Source organism: Teredinibacter waterburyi, assembly GCF_001922985.1.
Classification (GTDB): Bacteria; Pseudomonadota; Gammaproteobacteria; order Pseudomonadales; family Cellvibrionaceae; genus Teredinibacter; species Teredinibacter waterburyi.
Genome location: NZ_MRUH01000164.1, coordinates 91287 through 112144, shown reverse-complemented (window position 1 = coordinate 112144; position 20858 = coordinate 91287). Strand labels below are relative to the sequence as shown.

19 protein-coding genes are annotated in these 20858 nt (G+C 48.7%); 18 read left to right on the top strand and 1 reads right to left on the bottom strand.

The window, feature by feature from the left end; translation table 11 throughout:
- The first annotated feature begins 13 nt into the window (after positions 1 to 13).
- From IDZ20_RS11960 to flhB, 11 genes are all read left to right on the top strand, one after another.
- Positions 14 to 1762, top strand: a complete 1749-nt coding sequence (locus tag IDZ20_RS11960; RefSeq protein ID WP_245792291.1) for an ATP-binding SpoIIE family protein phosphatase — start codon at positions 14 to 16, stop codon at positions 1760 to 1762.
- Between the two features lie 101 nt (positions 1763 to 1863).
- The gene (locus IDZ20_RS11955) at positions 1864 to 2226 is read left to right on the top strand and encodes an Hpt domain-containing protein (RefSeq protein WP_188151656.1); all 363 of its coding nucleotides are present in this window, start codon (positions 1864 to 1866) and stop codon (positions 2224 to 2226) included.
- A gap of 159 nt (positions 2227 to 2385) precedes the next feature.
- Entirely contained in the window at positions 2386 to 3930 is a 1545-nt protein-coding gene (locus IDZ20_RS16375; RefSeq protein ID WP_245792289.1) for a flagellar hook-length control protein FliK, read from the top strand.
- A gap of 272 nt (positions 3931 to 4202) precedes the next feature.
- Entirely contained in the window at positions 4203 to 4721 is a 519-nt protein-coding gene (locus IDZ20_RS11945) for a flagellar basal body-associated FliL family protein (RefSeq protein ID WP_188151655.1), read from the top strand.
- 13 nt (positions 4722 to 4734) lie between these two features.
- Positions 4735 to 5736, top strand: coding sequence for a flagellar motor switch protein FliM (fliM, locus tag IDZ20_RS11940; protein WP_188151654.1), 1002 nt, complete (start codon positions 4735 to 4737; stop codon positions 5734 to 5736).
- A complete protein-coding gene (fliN, locus tag IDZ20_RS11935) occupies positions 5729 to 6124 on the top strand; it encodes a flagellar motor switch protein FliN (RefSeq protein WP_188151653.1) in 396 nt (131 codons plus the stop codon). The genes fliM and fliN overlap by 8 nt, the downstream gene beginning before the upstream one ends.
- An 11-nt stretch (positions 6125 to 6135) precedes the next feature.
- On the top strand, positions 6136 to 6753 hold the full coding sequence (gene fliO / locus IDZ20_RS11930; RefSeq protein WP_188151652.1) for a flagellar biosynthetic protein FliO: 618 nt from the start codon (positions 6136 to 6138) through the stop codon (positions 6751 to 6753).
- A 179-nt stretch (positions 6754 to 6932) separates the two neighbouring features.
- Positions 6933 to 7649, top strand: coding sequence for a flagellar type III secretion system pore protein FliP (fliP, locus tag IDZ20_RS11925; RefSeq protein ID WP_425443431.1), 717 nt, complete (start codon positions 6933 to 6935; stop codon positions 7647 to 7649).
- A gap of 9 nt (positions 7650 to 7658) precedes the next feature.
- A complete protein-coding gene (locus IDZ20_RS11920; RefSeq protein ID WP_188151650.1) occupies positions 7659 to 7928 on the top strand; it encodes a flagellar biosynthetic protein FliQ in 270 nt (89 codons plus the stop codon).
- 7 nt (positions 7929 to 7935) lie between these two features.
- Complete coding sequence (gene fliR, locus IDZ20_RS11915; protein WP_188151649.1) at positions 7936 to 8712, top strand: flagellar biosynthetic protein FliR; 777 nt, start codon at positions 7936 to 7938, stop codon at positions 8710 to 8712.
- Between the two features lie 53 nt (positions 8713 to 8765).
- Positions 8766 to 9899, top strand: a complete 1134-nt coding sequence (gene flhB, locus IDZ20_RS11910; RefSeq protein WP_188151648.1) for a flagellar biosynthesis protein FlhB — start codon at positions 8766 to 8768, stop codon at positions 9897 to 9899.
- Positions 9900 to 9927: 28 nt separating this feature from the next.
- On the opposite strand, the gene IDZ20_RS11905 is transcribed toward flhB, so the two are convergent.
- Positions 9928 to 11157: a tetratricopeptide repeat protein gene (locus IDZ20_RS11905; protein ID WP_188151647.1), complete on the bottom strand. Its 1230-nt coding sequence runs from the start codon at positions 11155 to 11157 to the stop codon at positions 9928 to 9930.
- Positions 11158 to 11431: 274 nt separating this feature from the next.
- Between IDZ20_RS11905 and flhA the strand changes: the two genes are divergently transcribed.
- The 7 genes from flhA (at position 11432) to IDZ20_RS11870 (ending at position 20836) form a co-directional block, all read left to right on the top strand.
- Entirely contained in the window at positions 11432 to 13684 is a 2253-nt protein-coding gene (gene flhA, locus IDZ20_RS11900) for a flagellar biosynthesis protein FlhA (protein ID WP_188151646.1), read from the top strand.
- A gap of 106 nt (positions 13685 to 13790) precedes the next feature.
- Positions 13791 to 15320 carry a flagellar biosynthesis GTPase FlhF gene (flhF, locus tag IDZ20_RS11895; protein ID WP_188151645.1) on the top strand — a complete coding sequence of 510 codons (1530 nt, stop codon included), beginning with the start codon at positions 13791 to 13793 and terminating at the stop codon, positions 15318 to 15320.
- A gap of 108 nt (positions 15321 to 15428) precedes the next feature.
- Positions 15429 to 16259, top strand: a complete 831-nt coding sequence (locus IDZ20_RS11890; RefSeq protein ID WP_188151644.1) for a MinD/ParA family protein — start codon at positions 15429 to 15431, stop codon at positions 16257 to 16259.
- A gap of 78 nt (positions 16260 to 16337) precedes the next feature.
- Positions 16338 to 17078 carry an RNA polymerase sigma factor FliA gene (locus IDZ20_RS11885; protein ID WP_281250569.1) on the top strand — a complete coding sequence of 247 codons (741 nt, stop codon included), beginning with the start codon at positions 16338 to 16340 and terminating at the stop codon, positions 17076 to 17078.
- A gap of 284 nt (positions 17079 to 17362) precedes the next feature.
- Positions 17363 to 17749, top strand: coding sequence for a chemotaxis response regulator CheY (gene cheY, locus IDZ20_RS11880; RefSeq protein ID WP_188151643.1), 387 nt, complete (start codon positions 17363 to 17365; stop codon positions 17747 to 17749).
- A 20-nt stretch (positions 17750 to 17769) separates the two neighbouring features.
- The gene (locus IDZ20_RS11875) at positions 17770 to 18570 is read left to right on the top strand and encodes a protein phosphatase CheZ (protein ID WP_188151642.1); all 801 of its coding nucleotides are present in this window, start codon (positions 17770 to 17772) and stop codon (positions 18568 to 18570) included.
- 10 nt (positions 18571 to 18580) lie between these two features.
- On the top strand, positions 18581 to 20836 hold the full coding sequence (locus IDZ20_RS11870) for a chemotaxis protein CheA (protein ID WP_188151641.1): 2256 nt from the start codon (positions 18581 to 18583) through the stop codon (positions 20834 to 20836).
- Positions 20837 to 20858 lie beyond the last annotated feature (22 nt).

Here is a 20858-nt window from a genome sequence, read left to right as displayed (position 1 = left end):
TTTGGGAGTAATGGTGACAACGGTTAAAAATTCAGCACTTACAGTGCTTATCGCAGAAGACTCGGCTCCGGATCGCTTAATTCTTGAGTCGATCGTTAAAAAGTCCGGCCATATTCCTGTGGTTGCTGCTGATGGTGCGCAGGCCGTGCAAGCCTTTGAGAAGCACCTTCCCGACATTGTATTGCTGGATGTATTAATGCCCGTTATGGGAGGGGTTGAGGCTGCAAAGATTATTCGCGGTCAAACTCAAGATACGATAGTCCCCATTATTTTCCTTACTTCCCTCAGCGACGATGAATCGCTGGTTGAATGCATAGAAGCGGGTGGCGATGACTTTTTAACTAAGCCCTATAACCGGGTTGTTTTAGAGTCGAAGATTAAGGCGTTAACGCGTGTGCGTGAAATGCATAAAACCATGGTGCGACAGAAGCAGACGATAGAGCTTCACAACCAGCACCTTATCCGCGAGCAGACAGTCGCTAAGCAACTTTACGATAAGATTGCACACTCAGGTTGTCTCGATTTAAACATCATTAAGTATTACATGTCGCCCCAAGCCGTTTTTAACGGCGATGTGTTAGTCGCCGAGGTTGGCCCCGCCGGTAATATGATGATCCTGCTCGGTGACTTTACCGGTCACGGTTTACCAGCTGCGATTGGCTCTATGCCGCTTGCTTCAACCTTCTACGGAATGGTGAGAAAGGGCTTTTCGATGCTGGATATTCTCACTGAAATAAACTCTAAACTTCACGATATTCTACCGATCGGTTTTTTTTGTTGCGCGACCTGTATCGATGTGAATTTAGACAAGCGTCGTTTAAAAGTATGGAGCGGCGGTATGCCGGACTCTATGCTTTATAAGGTTAGTACCAACAGTTACGAAATTATTAAAGCAAAGAATTTACCCTTAGGGGTTCTTTCCGAAAAAGAATTCAAATGTCAGGAGATGCGTTTGCCACTGGAACCTTGTGACCGTTTTTTTATGTGGTCCGACGGTATAGTTGAAGCACGCAACGAAGACGGTGAAATGTTTGGCGACGAACGCCTGCGGCGCTTATTGGAACGAAGGCCCGGATCACCGGGTTTGTTCGACGAAATCATCGGCCAGGTACATAACCATATCGGCACATCGGATAAAGACGATGACATCTCCGTTATCGAACTAGATGTACAGCACATTCCTAAGCGACCAGCAGCTGACGAAACGAAGAAAATTCAAGAAGGGCATTTGCAAGATTGGGCTTTCTCTTTCTACTTGGCGACCACAAGTCTCGAAAAATACGACCCATTACCGCTAATTATTAATCTTATTAACGATGTGCCCGGTCTAAAGGAGCGCAGTTCCACCCTCTATACGGTGTTGGCAGAGTTGTATGCAAATGCGCTTGAGCATGGTGTTTTGGGGTTGTCGTCGGAACTCAAAGCGACTCCTTCAGGGTTCGCTGAATTTTACGATCTTAAGCACGCGCGATTGAGTGCCTTGGATGAAGGCAATATTGAGATAGATCTTCAGCACAAGCTTCACCCAGACGGCGGAGAACTAACGATACGAATCCTCGATTCCGGAGCCGGCTTTGACTTTACTGCTCGTGAGGCAGAGTCAAAGGTCGAGACGACGAGCCCAGGCCAATCGGGCGATTCGTTGAATTTTCACGGCCGCGGTTTTGATTTGCTAGAGAGTATCTGCGATCGTATTGTTGTGCACCCGCCGGGCAACTGTGTGGAAGTGGCGTTTGTGTGGAAGCGCGATGACGTTCTTTGATATCCAGAGGCGATTCCTGGGTACGCCGTCGCCTGTACCGGCATCATCTTACGCTTTATCCAACAAATTTTTGGTAGTCATTATGTTTCAAGGTAGTCGTTATGTCTGATATTTCTTACGATCTCGATCTTACGCTTATAGAAGGCTTACGTGAGCTGCTTGAAGACAAGTTTGCTGAGTTGATTGAGACCTTTAAAACCGACAGTGCGCGTCGCATTGCGCTTATTGCGCGTGCGGTACCAGCACAGGACCTGGATGTGGTTAGCCAAGAGGCGCACGGGTTAAAAGGTAGTTGTCGCAACCTTGGCGCTAACAGCCTAGCCGCTATTTGTGACCAGATGGAGCAGGATGCTAACGCTGGAGACGCTAGCCAAATGGAGCAATTACTTACCGCAATTGAGCAACAATTTGCCGCTATTGCCGCTGTTATGGATGATTTGCTCGAGTACCCAAACAGCGACTAAACGCTGTACCCCAGAACTATCAACGACTTCCCGCCACTATCTAGCTATAGATCTCTTGCTGGCATAGCACTTGCAAATCCCTCTACACATTTATTCAAATTAACGAATCGTGCCTGCCAGCAATGTGTTTTTGCGGCGGCATTGGGTAATGAGGTGCTAATGCGTGCTCCCCTGTTAGATATCGGCAACAGCAACGACGTGAAAGCGTCAAAAACTATCGAACGAACGAAAGCAGCCTCTCTGGATACAAAGCCAGTGGATAGCTCGGCATTTGCAAACTTGGTTGATCGCGAGCGAATGCGGATGACCTCGTCGTTGCAGCTATCAGGCACGGCCGAAAAAACATCTGGGTCTTCAGCTTCACAAGAACCCAGCGAAAAAATAAATCGGAATAGTTCTGCGCGGTCTGAGCAGGGTGGAAGAGCGCCCACGTCGGCCGCGGAAAAACGTCGTTCGGAGTCGTCAGAAAGCGACAGCAAGCCAGCCGAACCGAATGGTTCGGTTAACGCAACGGGTAATGACGCCGTAAAAGCGGCGGAGCAAGGATCACCCAATAGCACCGTTGGGGATGACTCCAGAACAGCGTCGGACCAAACTGATCCCGCTAATCAAGCGGGCGCACAGACAGATTCATCAGCCGATACCGCAACCGATGCAACAGACGAAATTGTTAGCGCAGGAATATCCGTTGAAACGGCAGTGGAAGATCTGCTGCCAGAGTCAATCTCCACAGTGGTAGCCGGTGTTGCTGGCTCCGAGCAGGCAACGGCGGAAACACTGTTGGTGGCGGTTGAGGAGGGGGACGCTGGAATTGTTGCATCTGAGCTGTCGGCCAGCGGCTTAATTACGCCTGTAGCTACAGGTACAATTAACGCCAATATCGCCGCTACTACGGCGGTTGCGGCAAATTCGGCGCAAGCTCCGGCGGCATCAATTTGGTCGGCTACGACCACTGCGCCTGCCACCTATAGCGCGGCCGACACCACTCTAATACCGTCTATTGATCAAGCGATGACGGAAGATAGTACTGCAACAACGCTCAGCTCGAAAAGCCTGCTATCGACAGGAGATTTACAGCTAGGCGCCAAAACTGCCGGTACAGCGCAGATGAATCTATTAGGCTCGTCTGCCGACAGTCTGGAAAGCCTTGAACATTTTAGTCTCGGTGATCTAGATACCGATAAGAGCGCCGTCAAGAAAATGACGGATCTTTCGGGTTTCGGTCTCGGGACGTCACCAACGGCGAATACTCAGGCCAATGCTCGGATGCAAATGCCGGTTACGATCCGCTTTGGGCAGCCCGAATGGGCGGGAATGGTCGCCGAGCGCTCGGCGATGATGGCGGCGCAAAAAATTACTTCTGCAGAATTACGCTTAGACCCTCCAGAGCTAGGGCCGCTGCAAGTTAGAGTAACGGTCAATGCTCATGATCAGGCCAGTGTCAATTTTGTTAGCGCTAACCCGAACGTGCGCGAAGCCTTGGATCAAACGGCGTCGCGACTGCGTGAGTTGCTTGAGCAACAAGGGGTAGACCTTACCGATGTGAATGTTTCCGATCAGTCTTCGCAGCAGCAACACTCCGATGAACATGGCGGCGATGGGCACTCGGACCGCGGTACTCAGCCCAGTCATGAGACTGCCGATGCCGCCAATACGGATGAAATAGTGCATACCGCAAGTTACGGAATTGATCACTACGCATAGACGCCGACTTTGCCGCGAGCACTTCGTTTTGGGTAATGGAAATATCGATTGGTTGAGCGTGCTAGTTGAGTTGGGGCCCCTATAAAAAACACCTACAGACATCGTCTGTAGGTGTTTTTTCATTTCTAATCCGCACATTATTTTTTAATCTACTTAAAAAACTCGGCCGAGGCTCTGGCAATCGACTACCTTTATCTCATGGGTGGTGACAAGAGCTTGGCATATCTCTTGCTCACTAGTGATTTAGGTGTGAATAGAGACGGAAGTTTGACATGGCCGACGACGACCAAAATACAGAGCAACCCGCGGCGGAATCTGGCGGCAAGAAAAAACTCATTTCTTTAATTATTCTCGCCATTGTTGTGGCAGCAATGTCCGTGGGCGGAACCTTAGCGGCACTGAAATTTTTGGCGCCGCCAGCGGCACAAGACAGTGAAGCGACCGCTGAAAGTGATCAGCTACCACCACCAGCTCCGGCGATTTACTACCCCCTTAAACCCAGCATACTTGCCAATTTTGAATATCGTGGTCGACAGCGTTACTTGCAGTTGGATATTACCCTGCTAATGCGTGAAGACGATGTGATTGCAGCAATCGAAACCCATATGCCGATGATTCGCAACGGCCTGAACATGTTAATCAGTGGGCAACTATACGAAGAGTTACAAACAGCCGAAGGCAAAGAAATCTTACGGCAGCAGTGTTTGCAGGAGATTCAGCGTCTACTGCAAAAAGAAATAAACAAACCTGGTATAGAGCAAGTGCTCTTTACCAGTTTTATATTGCAATAACTTGAGGTAGACCGTGCAAGATTTACTCTCCCAAGACGAGATTGACGCGCTCCTACACGGTGTCGATGACGGTGATATTGATACCGAAGGTGATAATGATCCCGGTGGTGTTAAATCCTATGATTTAACTAGCCAAGACAGAATTGTACGCGGGCGTATGCCCACACTGGAAATGATCAACGAGCGTTTTGCGCGCTACACCCGCATCAGTATGTTTAATCTTTTGCGTCGTACGGCAGATGTCTCGGTAGGTGGAATTCAAATCCAAAAGTTTGGTGAGTACGTGCACACCCTGTACGTGCCCACTAGCTTAAATATGGTGAAATTTAGACCCTTGCGCGGTACGGGTTTAGTTATTTTAGATGCAAAGCTCGTCTTTAAATTGGTCGACAATTTTTTTGGTGGCGACGGTCGTCATGCAAAAATTGAAGGTCGAGAATTTACCCCCACCGAATTGCGTGTGGTGCAAATGGTACTTGAGCAAGCATTTGTAGATCTACGTGAAGCTTGGCGAGCGATCAAAGATATTGAGTTTGAATATATTCATTCGGAAGTTAACCCGTCTATGGCGAATATTGTTAGCCCGAGTGAAGTTGTTGTCGTGAGCACCTTTCATGTCGAGCTCGACGGCGGCGGTGGCGAGTTACATATCACCATGCCGTACTCAATGGTTGAGCCAATTCGAGAAGTTCTAGATGCGGGTTTGCAATCCGACACTGATGAGCGCGACGACCGCTGGATTTATGCGTTGCGTGAAGACGTAATGGAAGCGCGGGTTGAGCTGGAGTGTGATGTTGTGCGGCGAGAAATTAGCCTGCGCGATATTGTCGACTTACAGGTAGGCGATATTATTCCAATAACCCTACCGGATTCCCACACAGTCACCGCCAATGGTGTACCCATGTTTCGCGCCCTTATGGGCCAGCGTAACGATAATCTTGCATTAAAAATATTAGGTCATGTTCCCCGCCCAGATATAAAAAGCGGGCAACCGGTAGGAGAGAGTAATGAGTGAAGATGATGTAGATCAGGACAATATGGCCGACGATTGGGCGGCCGCAATGGAAGAGCAAGAGGTCACGGATAATGCCCAGACGATGGAGCTCGACGAGTTTGATCAAATTTCTAAAGGCTCAGCTGGGAATCCTGATCTAGACGTTATTCTTGATATTCCTGTCAATATCTCAATGGAAGTTGGGCGTACGTCAATTACCATTCGCAACCTGCTGCAATTAAATCAAGGTTCGGTTATCGAGCTGGATAGGTTGGCAGGCGAACCGCTCGATGTTCTTGTAAATGGTACGCTAATTGCCCATGGCGAAGTTGTTGTTGTCAACGAGAAATTCGGTATTCGAATGACGGATGTTATCAGTCCGTCAGAACGTATTAAGAAACTTCGTTAAGGCCCATAGCTATGTTTTCGATTCGCGCTTTTCAGCGTATAAAACCTTTTCCGCTGTATTCAAGATTTTGTTTGGCATTCGTACTGTTTGTTAGTGCGAGTATAAGTGTTAGCGCGCATGCCGAAGCCAGTGCTTCGCCATCTATTGCTGTTTTTGGGCGTGTAATACTTGGGTTAATTGTCGTTACTGGTTTTATTCTGCTGTTGGCGTGGGCCGCAAAACGCATGGGCTATGCCGGCACGCTTAATAATCGCAATATGCGTGTGCTGGGAAATTTACCACTGGGGCCACGTGAGAAGGCCATTTTGGTTGAGGTAAATGGCCAGCAAATGTTGCTCGGTGTGGGTGGCGGTAGCGTGTCTAATCTTTTTGTTTTCGATATGAATAAAGTGGCTGCAGTAGAGGCTAAGCCGTTTACCTCGGCGAAACAGGCCTCAGCGCCAAACGACTTATCATCAGTCGACTCGTCAACCGAAGGTGCGAATGAATCATCGCCAGATACCCATAGCCACCCTAGTTTTGTAGGTACAGCGCCGAGTCCTAATAACGACAACTCGACGAATAAAAGTGTTGGTGATTTTTCTGCGCAACTGAAAAAAATATTGGGACAGGGTTTTAATAAAGCATGATCAAGCTAGAGCCCATTAAAGTAAATAATCTATTGCAATGTGGTCGATTGTTTGCGGTCGCAACACTTCGCTTACAGCTAATTAAAGTTGTCGTTATTTTACTTTTGTCTGGCTTTAGCCTGAGTAGCTTTGCTCAAGCGGTTGACCCGGCCGGCGGTGACGGTTTAGCGATTGCGGACATGATGTTGGGGCAGGGCGCAGAAGGCTTTAAACCCATTAAAGGGATGCCGGCGGTAACCGTTACCACCAATCCTGATGGCGGCCAAGAGTACACCGTAACCCTACAAATTTTGTTCATGATGACGGCGCTCACCTTTTTGCCGGCCATCCTGATGATGATGACGTCTTTTACTCGCATCATTATCGTGTTTTCAATATTGCGCCAAGCGATTGGTTTGCAGCAGTCTCCCTCGAACCAAATTTTGATTGGCCTATCGCTTTTTCTAACATTATTTATTATGTCGCCGGTGTTAAAAGAATTTAACGATACCGCACTACAACCTTATATCAACGAGCAGATTACTGCGCGTCAAGCGCTCGATATAGGCCAAAAGCCCTTTCGTAAATTCATGCTAGCGAATACCCGAGAATCTGATCTAGACTTGTTTTTCCGTGTCGGTAATGTGGCCCCGGTTGCAAGTAGTGAAGATATTCCCTTTATTATGTTGATGCCGGCATTTATCACATCAGAGCTAAAAACAGCCTTTCAAATTGGCTTTATGATCTTCATCCCTTTTTTAGTGTTAGATATTGTGGTAGCCAGCGTATTGATGGCTATGGGTATGATGATGTTATCGCCGTTAATTATCTCGTTGCCCTTTAAAATTATGCTGTTTGTAATGGTGGATGGCTGGGGGTTGATTATTGGAACGCTCGCTGCGAGCTTTGGGATGTAAGGTGACACTATGACTCCCGAAGTAGCTCTCGAACTATTTGGTCGCGCATTTTACATTACTGTTGTTATGGTTACCGTCATAGTTACGCCGAGTTTGTTGGTTGGTCTTGTTGTAAGTGTTTTTCAAGCCGCCACCCAAATTAACGAACAAACCCTCAGCTTTCTCCCTCGTTTTATTATCACCGTGGTTACCATTATGGTTACCGGCCCTTGGTTATTGCAGCAGGTAAGCGACCTATTTGTTGATTTAATGCTGCAAGTCCCCGAGCTGCTAGGCTAGCCAGCAAGTGGAATTCACCGACACTCAGATAGCCACCTTCATACAGCAGTACTTTCTGCCGTCGGTGAGAATTGGTGTGATGTTGATGGTGATGCCGGTAATCGGTGCACGCATCGTATCGCCTCGTGTACGTTTAGCGCTCACATTTTTAGTAACCTTGGTAGTTGTGCCCATGTTACCGCCGCTGCCGATTGTTCCCGCATTAAGTCTTACCGCGTTACTGTTTGTGGTTCAAGAAGTATTGCTTGGTGCGGCCATAGGCTTTAGCTTTCAAGTTTTTTTTCAGATGTTCGTTCTCTCGGGCCAGTTTATGGCAATGAAATTGGGGCTGGGTTTTGCATCCATGAACGACCCCGCCAACGGTGTGCAAACAACGGTTCTGTCACAATTTTTTCTAACTCTCGTAACGGTTATGTTTGTTTCTATCGATGGGCATTTGGTGCTGCTCGCATTAATGGTCGAAAGTTTTCAGTCCTTGCCGCCAGGGAGCTTTAACTTTACCCCAGACAAAATGATGACGATTGTTCAACTTAGCACTTGGTTGTTTAGCGCATCGTTATTGATGGCGTTACCGGTACTCACGGCTCTGTTACTGATTAACCTATCGTTTGGGGTTATGAGCCGAGCGGCGCCGCAGCTGAATATATTTTCCGTGGGTTTTCCGTTTACATTGGTTTGCGGTATGGCATTGATTTGGATTGGATTGTCGAACTTCGCTCCAGTATTTCAGGACACTATGGACTACGCATTCTCCTTCGTAAAAGATATTCTTGAGTTGCAGTAAGCGTTAGCGCATCGCCCGAGAGTTTTAGGTGTATAAATTGAGTTAGTAGCACTATGGCAGAAGAAGATAGCTCACAAGAAAAAACAGAAGAGGCCACACCCAGGCGCCAGGAAAAGGCGCGGGAAGAGGGCCAAGTTCCGCGTTCGCGTGATTTAACTACCACAGCGGTATTGTTGATGGGGTCGATTGCGCTGTTAATTTTTGGCGGTAATATTGCTGAGCGTATGCTGTTTGTCATGCGCTTTAATTTTTCGCTCGAGCCGGAAGTTATTTTTGATAAGAATATGATGTTTCGGCAGTTGGGCGAGTCGTTCTATGAAGCCCTGTTTTCTTTAGTGCCTTTTCTATCTATTGTTGTATTCGCCGCTTTGGTTGGCCCTGTTATGCTCGGCGGCTGGTTGTTTAGTACCAAAGCGCTTGCACCCAAAATGGATCGAATGAGTTTGATAAAAGGCGTTGGCCGAATGTTTTCCGCTAAATCTTTAGTGGAGCTGGTGAAGTCTGTGGGTAAAGTTGCGGTGGTGATTTTTTCCGCTTTTTTTCTGTTGCAGTCTATGCGGGGAGCCATCCTTGGGCTTACATCTGAGCCAATTGAGCGCGCTATAGCCCATTCACTTCACCTCAGTATATGGGCGGCAATTTTACTTTCAGCGGCCACCTTAATTATTGCCGCAATTGATATCCCTTTCCAAATTTACGATCACTCGAAAAAGTTAAAGATGTCGCGCCAAGATATTCGCGATGAAATGAAAGATACGGAGGGTAAGCCAGAAGTAAAAGGCAAGATGCGGCAGATGCAGCAAGAAATGGCGCGATCGCGAATGATGTCGGCGGTTCCGGAAGCTGATGTTGTTATCACCAACCCAACCCACTACTCGATTGCCTTAAAGTACAACCCAGAGTTTATGACCACGCCGATCGTACTTGCCAAGGGTGTCGATCAGGTCGCGATGAAAATTCGTGAATTAGCCAATAAACATAAAATAGAGTTTGTTGAAGCGCCGCTGTTAGCGCGCGCTATTTACAATACTACCGACTTGGACGAAGAAATTCCGGCAGGCCTCTATTTGGCGGTCGCGCAGGTTTTGGCTTATGTATTCCAGTTGCGTGAGTATCGTAAGGGCCGCGGTGAGCGCCCCTCTAAACCACGGAAATTAAATATTCCCGACGATATGCAGCACTATTAGCTATTTAGCTTTGCGGCCGTTGCTGCTGTTATAGTCCCGCGTGAATGTGTTTCAACATATCTAGCTTGCGCTGATACTGATTTTTCTCAGTGTTCAATTCAGCTGCGTCCACCGCGTTTTGCATTGATTCCTCACTCTTATCAAATTCGCCTTGCTTGTAGTAGGTAACGGCGAGCAGATGGTGAAACTGAGGGACGGTAGGGTTAATTTTTATCGCTTTCGTCAGCAGTTTTTCTGCATCTCGGAAGTTGCCGGCGTTGAGTTGCGACTGCGCCAGTTTAGTTAAAGCAAACGGATTTTTGCGATGGTGACGGGCTATTCGCTTAGCGAGTTTCTCTGCTTTTTGTTCGGCGCCGGCTTTGCGGTAAGCAATATAGAGGTTATTCGCTACCGATAGATTTTTTGCATCTAGCATAAAGGCTTTTTCATAGGCGCCTAGGGCTAGCTCAGGATGACCGGTGATTCGATAGATAACACCTATGTTTGACCACACAAAGCCCAGTTTTGGATAGGCCTCGAGTGACTTGTTGAGAAAGGCGAGCGCGGTTGGGTAATCATGTTCCTGTAATTTTTCCATGCCGCGATTGTTGTAGTATTCGGCAAATGCTTGGCGGTCACTAATCACTTTAGATTTAAACGTTTTTGTTTGTTCTGCCGAATAGGCGTCTGCAAATTCTACAATGGCGTCGTCGCCCGGCAGTCTAACTAACACATTCACATGCCCAGGTACTATATAAAAGTCGGGTCGCTGTAACCATTCTGGCGGTATTTTTACGACCTGAAATTCCGCCTTGAGCCCTAAGTGACGAGCCGCAGCAACGTAAAGGCTGGCGAGTGAAAGGCAGTTTCCAGAACCGCTTCGAAGCGTTTCCATCGCGGTTTTAGTCGCGCCGCCATCGTAGTCAATGCCTAAAAGTTCATCGTTAAACAACAGCTGGTGGAGTTTTAACGATAGCGTCCAACTGTTGGAAATATCGCCAAGGGTTCGATCCAGCATTGCTTTAACATCATCAGACAGCGTTACTAACTCTGCGTCTTCAATTGCTGGGAGTTGATTCAGGTCGATAACTGCAGTGTTGTTTTCGACTGCAAGTGTCGAACTGACGTCGCTTGGGGTGTCCGATGCCGAGTGACTTGTTGCCCAGCTGGCTAAAGGGGCGAGAATAAGGCTTACCGCTAGTAGGCTTGCGCTAGCATATTGTGAGCGAATACGTTTTGCGGTGGTTTGGCTTCCGGGAAATCGTGTTGAATAGTTCATTGCAGACTCTCTTTTTGCTGACTCTTTCCTGAGTTCCCCCAACAGAATTTGACACTAATGCCCTGTGTAGGTTTCATCGTCAATGGAGATGTTCACCGCTTACTACACACGATAAACGCGTTGTTATTATTATCGGTTGGCTTGCTAATTAATCGTTTTATCACAGTTTTTACAAACCGGTACTCTTCTTGCAATTCCCCCTAGCATAAACCTAAAACGTCAGAAAAACGTCAATTAGATTTCATTCTCACGATTAGCAGTAGACAACTAGCGTATGGCTGAACCGTTTTTTTCGCATCTTCGCAATCTCCCCAGCACCATCACTCGTGATTCTGCTGTACGGGGCATTCGCGGTATAGGCCACGGCAATTTGAGTGTGCCCATCCTGTTGTTGATGTTGCTGGGGATGATGACACTGCCGCTGCCGGCTTTTCTTCTAGATGTTTTTTTCTCATTCAATATTGCTCTCTCGATTGTTGTTCTGCTGGTTGCTGTATACAGCTTGCGGCCGCTGGATTTTGCAGTTTTCCCAACCATATTACTTATTGCTACCTTGCTGCGTTTGGCCTTGAACGTCGCCTCAACACGGGTGGTATTGCTGGAAGGTCACAAAGGTGGAGATGCTGCGGGAAAGGTAATTCAATCGTTTGGTGAAGTGGTTATCGGTGGTAACTACGCCGTAGGTTTGGTTGTTTTTATCATTCTCATTATTATTAACTTTGTGGTGGTTACCAAAGGTGCTGGGCGTATTTCTGAAGTGAGTGCGCGGTTTACTTTGGATGCTATGCCCGGCAAGCAAATGGCGATTGACGCCGATCTAAATGCCGGCTTAATCGATCAGGACGAAGCGCGTACACGTCGCTCCGATGTAGCCGCAGAGGCCGATTTCTACGGCGCAATGGACGGTGCCAGCAAGTTTGTTCGCGGCGATTCTGTGGCCGGTATTTTAATTCTAATAATCAATATTATTGGCGGTTTGATTGTTGGTATGGTTCAACACCAACTCGAATTTATGGACGCCCTAGAAAAGTATGTGCTGCTAACCATCGGTGACGGTTTGGTGGCGCAGATTCCATCGCTATTGTTGTCGGTAGCCGCCGCCATTATGGTGACGCGGGTTAACAGCTCCGAAAGCATGAACGGCCAAGTATTGACGCAAATGTTTACCTCGCCAAAAGCGATGGCCGTTGCCGCGATGATTCTCTTTATCATGGGCTCTATTCCCGGAATGCCGCATTTTTCGTTTATTAGTTTGGCGCTTATTTGCGGCTTTCTCGCGTATTTTATTCACTTTAAAGCACAGCAGGCCGAGGTGGTGGAAGAGGGCGGTTTCGTTCGTGGCGGCGGTTCCAGCAAAGCGACGCTAACCGGTGAAACAAGCCATCAATCACTGCCTGCGCCGAGCGGTTCTTCCAGCGCTAACATGTCGAGCGGTCATAGCGCTACAACCGAGCCCAGCGAGGTGAGTTGGGACGATGTTGCACCGGTGGATATTATTGGTCTTGAAGTGGGCTATCGGCTGATTCCATTGGTGGATAAAGGCCAAGGCGGCGAGTTGCTCGGCCGCATAAAAGGCGTGCGAAAAAAACTCTCCCAAGATTTAGGCTTTTTAATTCCCGCGGTTCACATTCGCGACAACTTAGATTTGGTGCCTAACGCTTATCGCATAACCCTAATGGGCGTTACGGTTGGAGAAGGCGAAGTGTTTGCCGAACGGTTTATGGCGATCAACCCCGGCCAGGTATTTGGCAAGCTCGACGGCACTAAAACCACCGACCCCGCATTTGGCCTAGAAGCCGTTTGGATTGATGAGCGGCAACGAGATCAAGCGCAGTCGCTCGGTTATACCGTGGTGGATGCCAGTACTGTGGCGGCAACCCATCTCAACCAAATTATTTCAAATCACACTCACGAATTAATTGGCCACGAAGATGTTCAGAAGTGGCTAGACATGCTCGCCGAAAAATCACCAAAGCTGGTCGAAGAGCTTATCCCCAATACCATCACTATCAATCAGTTGTTAAAAGTTTTACAGGCACTGTTGCGCGAGCAGGTACCTGTACGCGACATGCGAACCATCGCCGAATCGCTAGCGGCACACGGCAACAAAAATCACGACACCGTTACGCTTACCTCGTTTGCCCGCGCCGGGCTGGCACGACAAATAGTGCAGAGTATTGTTGGTCAGGAGCCTAACCTACCCGTTATTACCTTCGATCCAGCTCTGGAACAGTTGTTGCTACAGTCGGTACAGCAGGCACAAAAAGCTGGCGCGGAAGACGGCGCGTTTATTGAGCCTCAGCTTGCGGAACGCTTAAACAATGCGTTGGTAGCGGCGGGGCGAAAACAGGAGATGGGTGGTAAACCCCTAATCCTTCTGGTAGCCGCGCCAATACGGGAAATGATGGCGCAATTTGTACGCTTTAATGTGCCAGATATGCGGGTTCTAGCCTATACGGAAGTCCCCGATAACAAACAAATTACGATAGAAGCAACGGTTGGCCGCGAAGTGCTTAACCCGCAATAGTCCCGACAAGATTGCCGTTCTATCAACAGATTCATGACGTTGGCCAAGAGGCCGAAAGAAAAAACGTTAGATTTTTGACGGTGTGAAAGCGCCAGGAGTAAGCACTATGCAAACGACCCAAAACCAGCAGGTAAAACGATTTGTTGCGCCGACCATGCGCCGTGCTCTCGATCTGGTTCGCGCCGAGATGGGGCCGGAAGCGGTTATTCTCTCCAGTCAAAAAGTCCCCGGTGGTGTAGAAGTTATTACCAGCGTCGATTTAGATTTACCGACTCGCGGCATTGATGTGCGGCGGGAGTTTGGTCAGCATTTCGACGCTGAATTAGATCGCGCTCTAGCCAGCGACAGCGCTTGGCAGCAGCAGGCGAGTGTCGAGCAGGCGGCAGCCCATACCCGAGCTCGGGTTGAGTCCAACAGCCCGAGTGAAGTGAAGTCTACTCGCGGTGAAAAGCTGGCGATGGAAATTGAACGCGCTCGTGAACGAATGCTAGATGCAAAGCGCCGTGCCCGAGACGCCGAAGCGCCGATCGCGGCGTTTGCAGGTAACACCGAAACCCGTTCGCAACCGCAGCACAGGGAGAGCGAATCAGTACCGCCCACACAGGCTCACTATAGCCAGCCAGCTGCTCAGTCGGAGCGCAGCAGTCTCGAGCAGGTATTACAAAACCAACTGCGCCAGGCCGAAACGCAAGCTTCATCGGAGGTCGCCGAGCAGGGCAGGTTAGAACAGTTACAGGGTGAAATTGCCGACATGCGGATGTTGATGGAGCAACAATTGTGGCGCATGAACGACACGTCACAGTCGCATAGTATGCCTCATCAAATTCGCATGCCCGGTCGCTTCTCGGTACTTAACGATCACATGGCCCGCCTTGGGTTACCCGAAAATATTGCCCAGCGGTTGTTGCGCGACGTCGGCCATCACGAAAAAGTTAGCCACGTGTGGCGCGCTTGTATGAACAATCTAGCCGGTGAGCTGCCGGTGGTTGCCGAGGACATGGTCTCCAAGGGCGGAATCTTTGCGTTCGTCGGCCAGACCGGCGTAGGTAAAACCACTACCATCGCCAAACTTGCTGCGCGTTACGTGTTAGAACAGGGGCCAGGTAAGGTTGCCCTCGTTACCACCGATACCTATCGAGTGGGAGCCTTTGACCAACTGCGCTCGCTAGGTCGCATTTTAAATGTGCCGGTGCGAGCTGTTGATACCGAACACAGTTTGCTAACCGTGCTGGCAAGCTTGCGCCAGTTTCCGTTGATCCTGATCGATACCGCGGGCTTTCGGCATGGCGATCCGCTGTTAAAAGATCAGCTTACTAAGCTCGACACTTGTCCCAGCCTTAAACGCATTTTAGTTATGGCCTGTAACAGCCAGCTACAAACCATGAAAGCCTCTACTCATGCCTATAGCTCGCGCAAAGGTATCGACGCCTGTGTGCTCAGTAAAATGGACGAAGCCGCGAGTCTCGGCGAAGCGATTAGTGTGGTGCTAGAGCGCGGTATGCCTATCGCGTACACCACCGACGGCCAAGAGATACCCAAAGATATTGCCCTAGCATCCGGCCGCCAAATTGTTGCCGATGCCGTCGCAATGTTAAAAACGAGTGATTCAGCCTCTATCGGTGCGGTTGGCAATTAGTGAACTATACTTGGGAAAGTCGATAAATTTATGAACACTATTACTCGCTTGGCCGACCGCGCAATGGCGCAGAAACCTAAAACAGCAGGAGCCCGGGACATCAACTCTATGAGCTCGAACAGACCTATTAAAGTTATCGCCGTCACAGGCGGCAAAGGCGGCGTTGGTAAAACCAATATGTCGGTAAATTTGAGTATTGCACTGGCCGAAATGCAGCGCCGCGTGATTTTGATGGACGCCGATTTGGGGCTTGCCAATGTTGACGTTCTGCTTGGCTTACAGGCTAAGCATACGCTCGCGGATGTGCTGGACGGCAGCATGAGCTTGCGAGAAGTTATGCTGAATGGGCCTGGCGGGATTAAAATCGTGCCGGCCTCATCCGGCGTGCAACAAATGACCCAGCTTTCCCCCCAAGAACACGCGTCCTTAATCAACGCTTTCAGCGAAGTTAGTGATCAGCTCGATATCCTTATGATCGATACCGCGGCGGGAATTTCCGATACGGTTATTAGTTTCGTGCAAGCGGCGCAAGAGGCGATTATTGTTGTCTGTGATGAGCCGTCTTCTATTACCGATGCCTACGCGTTAATCAAATTGCTAAATGCGGAACACGGTGTATTTCGCTTTAGGGTAATCGCCAACATGACCCGCAGTACCCAAGAAGGTATAAACCTTTTTAATAAATTAAATTCGGTTTGCGACCGCTTCTTGGATGCGTCTCTACAGTACCTTGGGCACGTTCCATTTGATGAAAATGTGCGCAAAGCCGTACAGAAGCGACAGCCTCTAATGACCTTTGCGCCACGCTCGAAGGCGGCTCTATCGATACGCGCCATGGCGCAAAAAATTGATCAATGGCCGGTGCAAACCACGGCACGTGGTCATCTCGAATTTTTCCTAGAACGATTACTGCAGTCGGCGAGTGTTTCCGGCTACTAGTGTGTTCCCGGTAGTGACAAAAGTAGTACGACGGGGAACGACCGCCGTCGGTTATGTCTTTTCAGGACCAACACCCATATGGCAGCAAATCCGGCAGAAAGCTTAATGGTTTACGAACAAATGCAGGATGCGGGCGCAGATATTCGGGTAGAAGATTTCGCCCCCCTAGTAAAGCGTATCGCCCATCACATGATGGCGAGAATGCCGGCTTGCGTGCAGGTAGATGACTTAATTCAAGCCGGCATGATTGGTCTGCTTGAAGCTGCTCAGAAATACGATAATAGTCGTGGCGCCAGCTTCGAAACCTATGCCGGTATCCGCATTCGCGGTGCCATGGTCGATGAAATGCGTCGCGGAGATTGGGCCCCAAGATCGGTGCATCGCAATACCCGTATGGTCGCCGAGGCGGTAAAGGCGTTGGAGGCACGCTTGGGGCGCGATGCCAAAGATACAGAAGTCGCCGAAGCGCTGGACATCGATATTGATGAATACCACGCTATTTTGCGCGACGCCAATTCTGCCCGCTTGTTTAGTTTGGATGAAACCCTAGACGCAGATGAGGGGCATAGCTACACAACCCAGCCATCGCATTCCTCCCCAGGGCCAGCAGAAAGCGTGCAACATTCTGAGATGCGCGCGGCCATTGTCGAAGCGATTAAAACCTTACCCGAACGCGATCAGCTAGTACTGTCACTTTATTACGAGCAAGAGCTCAACCTAAAGGAAATTGGCTTAACCTTGGGGGTTTCTGAATCTCGAGTAAGTCAAATTCACAGTCAGGCCACCATGCGTCTTAGGGCACGCCTGACTGATTGGTAGCTGCCTGTTTGGTCATTAAACGCACAGCGGTGGCTGCAGCTTGCAACGATTTACGCATAAAACCACATTTTTCTATAAATACAGGGCTTAAAACTGGATGACCGGCTAAGTCCGTCTAGACTTGGTAAGGGAACCGCTTAAAACCTGAGAATCTGTGAAGCAGGTGCAGGGTGTAACGTGTTAAACCTAAATATTCGAGCAGCGAGATACAAGTTTTATGTCCAACCATTCACTGGCATATATGAATAGTTTTCCAAGATCTGTAGGGGATAGCGGAGGTTACATTGGATAAGAATATGAAAATCCTGATTGTTGATGATTTCTCGACGATGAGGCGCATTATTAAAAACCTACTACGCGATTTAGGCTTTACCAATACCCAAGAGGCGGACGATGGCTCTACGGCTTTGCCTATGCTTCGCAGCGGCGATTTTGACTTTCTTGTGACGGACTGGAACATGCCTGGCATGACTGGGATTGATCTGCTCAAAGAAGTTCGTGCCGATGCTAAGTTGGCGGGTTTGCCGGTACTTATGGTAACCGCCGAAGCGAAACGGGATCAAATCGTCGAGGCAGCTCAGGCTGGCGTGAATGGCTATGTAGTTAAACCATTTACCGCTCAGGTACTTAAAGAAAAAATCGACAAGATTTTTGAGCGCGTAGGCAGTTAAGCGATGTTGAAGGGCAGCTAATGGGAAATAATAATACGGAACAGCAAGACCATTTTTTGTCGCAGTTACAAGACTGTGCCAATCATTTGGTTGAGAAACTTCAGAGCGATAATCTCGATGAAGCATCCGAGATGATCCACGATTTAGTCGAAGCTCGGAACCAACATATTTTTAAAAGTGTAGGGCAACTAACGCGAGGCTTACATAACGCGATTGTTAACTTTCATGTTGATGCGGATATGGATTCGGAACCTCCGGAAGTCAATAATTCCGAGATAAAAGACGCGTCTAACCGGTTGCAATATGTCATTACCAAAACACAAGAAGCGGCGGATAAAACCATGGATAAGGTGGAGGCTGTTGCCCCCATTGCCATGAACCTAGGGCTGGAGGCAACTCGCTTACGTGAAGAGTGGCACCGCTTAAAACGACGTGAAATGACTAAAGAAGAGTTTCGCGACCTCTATAACCAGATGGGCGATTTTCTCGACCAAATGGATGAAGGTACGACAACCTTAAACAAGAGTTTGCAAGACATAATCCTAGAGCAAGGCTACCAAGATCTCACCGGTCAGGTATTACGCAAAGTTATTGGTTTAGTGACAGACGTTGAGTCTGAACTGGTAAAACTCATGCGTATAGCGGGGCAAGTGGAACAGGTTACAGGCTTGGCAAAGAATCCCGAAAGTGTGCGTGATCCGAATATAGTTAAACAGCGAGACACCGTTGCAGAGGGGCCACAAATTAATGCCGAATCGCGTACAGATGTCGTTTCCGGTCAAGATGAAGTTGACGATCTTTTGTCGAGCTTAGGTTTTTAAGGAGTATTGAATGGCGTTTGGCGATGATGAAGATATCCTTCAGGACTTTCTTGTCGAAGCCGGAGAAATAATCGAACAGCTGTCTGAACAGTTGGTCGATTTGGAGCAGCGTCCAGATGACAAAGATCTGCTCAATGCTATTTTCCGAGGTTTTCACACAGTTAAAGGCGGCGCTGGCTTTTTGCAGTTAAATGCAATGGTCGACTGCTGTCACGTTACCGAAAACCTGTTTGATATTTTGCGCAATGGCAAGCGTAGCGTTACCTCCGAACTTATGGATGTAGTGTTGCGTGCGCTCGACACAGTGAACGAACAATTTGCCGCAGTCTCGGCGCGTACCGAAATGCCGCCCGCACCGCCAGAATTGATTGCCGAGCTGGAACGTATGGTGTCCTGCGAGGACCTTGCTGAACCGCAAGCTGAGGTAACGCCAAATGCCGAAGTCATAGCGGAGCCCGCAAGCGACGATCGCGACGCTAAAGTCAGCATCGATATGACTGACGACGAATTTGAAGGCTTTCTCGATGCCTTGAACGAAACAGACGATTCAGCCACATCAGGCGCCTCTGCTAAAACTAGTGCTGGTACTAGCAGTACTCAAAATAGCAACGACATTAGCGATGACGAATTCGAAAATCTACTTGATCAATTACACGGCTCAGGCAAGGGCCCAACCGCCAACGCCGCAGCTGACCTCGGACCATCTTCATCGGCATCTAACAGCGATGAAATTACCTCGGATGAATTCGAAGCCCTGTTAGACCAGCTACACGGTAGAGGCAAAGCTCCTGCAGAGACGAGTAGCGTAAATGCCAAGCCAGCAACCGATCACATTAGCGATTCGGAATTTGAAGATTTACTCGACCAATTGCATGGTAAAGGCAAAGCGCCTGTTGTTACGGGCGCTGGATCGAAAGAAGCTAATACATCGTCAGCAGTTCCAAATAAGAAGGAATCGCCGCCTGCAAAATCGCCAGCAGCAAAACCAGCAAACGCCGCAGCATTGGTATCTCAGCCAGTATCCCCAGCGCCAAAAGCAGTCCCCGATGCGCCTAAAGCTCGCGACAGCGCCACAGCAGCTCCGGTGCAAGCCCAAGCGGCAGAGACAACAGTTCGTGTAGATACTCAGCGGCTCGATGACATTATGAATATGGTTGGCGAACTTGTACTGGTTCGCAATCGTTTGGTTCGCCTAGGCGTTGAATCAAATAATGAAGCCATGCAAAAAGCTGTCGCCAACCTTGACGTTGTCACTGCCGATTTGCAAACGTCCGTCATGAAAACGCGGATGCAGCCTATTAAGAAAGTGTTTGGTCGGTTTCCTCGTGTTGTTCGCGATCTCGCGCGAAATTTGAAGAAAGAAATCCACCTAGAACTCGTCGGCGAAGAAACGGATCTCGATAAGAATCTTGTAGAAGCTTTGGCCGATCCACTTGTTCACTTAGTGAGAAATTCCGTTGATCACGGTATTGAATTGCCCGCGATTCGGGAGGAGCACAATAAATCACGGGTTGGTAAAATTATTCTCGCTGCCGAGCAGGAGGGTGACCATATTTTGCTTTCGATCACCGATGACGGCGGTGGTATGGATCCACAAAAACTGCGTGATAGAGCAGTTGAAAAAGGCTTGTACGAAGCGGATGCAGCGGCACGCTTAACCGATACCGAGGCCTTTAATTTAATTTTTGCCCCAGGCTTTTCGACCAAGACAGAAATCTCAGATGTGTCCGGCCGCGGTGTAGGTATGGACGTGGTGAAGACCAAAATAACCCAGCTAAATGGTTCGATTGAAATACAATCGAAAGTGGGTGAAGGTACACGCATCAACATCAAAGTGCCTTTAACCTTGGCGATCATGCCGACCCTAATGATTATGTTGGGGCAGCAAACATTCGCCTTGCCGTTGGTTAGTGTGAATGAAATTTTCCACATGGATTTGACCAAAAGCCATATAGTGGATGGCCAAGAATGTATAACGATTCGCGAAAGAGCCGTGCCTATATTTCATTTGAAGCGCTGGTTGGTTAAGAAAAATTCAGCGTTCACAAAACCGCACGAAGGGCATGTCGTTATTGTTTCTGTCGGCACTCAACGGGTTGGTTTTGTAGTAGATCAACTGATAGGGCAGGAGGAGGTTGTTATCAAACCCCTTGGAAAAATGCTGCACGGTACGCCTGGAATGGCGGGCGCAACAATTACCGGTGACGGTACCATTGCCTTAATTTTAGATGTGCCGAGTATGCTGAAGCGATACGCCGGTCGATAGCATTGTTGTTTAGATGTTCACT

Excerpts from the sequence above, each read along its gene's own strand:
- IDZ20_RS11955 (WP_188151656.1), top strand. The coding sequence starts at position 1,864 with ATGTCTGATATTTCTTACGATCTCGATCTTACGCTTATAGAAGGCTTA.
- IDZ20_RS16375 (WP_245792289.1), top strand. The coding sequence starts at position 2,386 with ATGCGTGCTCCCCTGTTAGATATCGGCAACAGCAACGACGTGAAAGCG.
- IDZ20_RS11945 (WP_188151655.1), top strand. The coding sequence starts at position 4,203 with ATGGCCGACGACGACCAAAATACAGAGCAACCCGCGGCGGAATCTGGC.
- fliN (WP_188151653.1), top strand. The coding sequence starts at position 5,729 with ATGAGTGAAGATGATGTAGATCAGGACAATATGGCCGACGATTGGGCG.
- fliO (WP_188151652.1), top strand. The coding sequence starts at position 6,136 with ATGTTTTCGATTCGCGCTTTTCAGCGTATAAAACCTTTTCCGCTGTAT.
- fliP (WP_425443431.1), top strand. The coding sequence starts at position 6,933 with ATGATGTTGGGGCAGGGCGCAGAAGGCTTTAAACCCATTAAAGGGATG.
- IDZ20_RS11920 (WP_188151650.1), top strand. The coding sequence starts at position 7,659 with ATGACTCCCGAAGTAGCTCTCGAACTATTTGGTCGCGCATTTTACATT.
- flhB (WP_188151648.1), top strand. The coding sequence starts at position 8,766 with ATGGCAGAAGAAGATAGCTCACAAGAAAAAACAGAAGAGGCCACACCC.
- IDZ20_RS11905 (WP_188151647.1), bottom strand. The coding sequence starts at position 11,157 with ATGAACTATTCAACACGATTTCCCGGAAGCCAAACCACCGCAAAACGT.
- flhA (WP_188151646.1), top strand. The coding sequence starts at position 11,432 with ATGGCTGAACCGTTTTTTTCGCATCTTCGCAATCTCCCCAGCACCATC.
- flhF (WP_188151645.1), top strand. The coding sequence starts at position 13,791 with ATGCAAACGACCCAAAACCAGCAGGTAAAACGATTTGTTGCGCCGACC.
- IDZ20_RS11890 (WP_188151644.1), top strand. The coding sequence starts at position 15,429 with ATGAGCTCGAACAGACCTATTAAAGTTATCGCCGTCACAGGCGGCAAA.
- IDZ20_RS11885 (WP_281250569.1), top strand. The coding sequence starts at position 16,338 with ATGGCAGCAAATCCGGCAGAAAGCTTAATGGTTTACGAACAAATGCAG.
- IDZ20_RS11875 (WP_188151642.1), top strand. The coding sequence starts at position 17,770 with ATGGGAAATAATAATACGGAACAGCAAGACCATTTTTTGTCGCAGTTA.
- IDZ20_RS11870 (WP_188151641.1), top strand. The coding sequence starts at position 18,581 with ATGGCGTTTGGCGATGATGAAGATATCCTTCAGGACTTTCTTGTCGAA.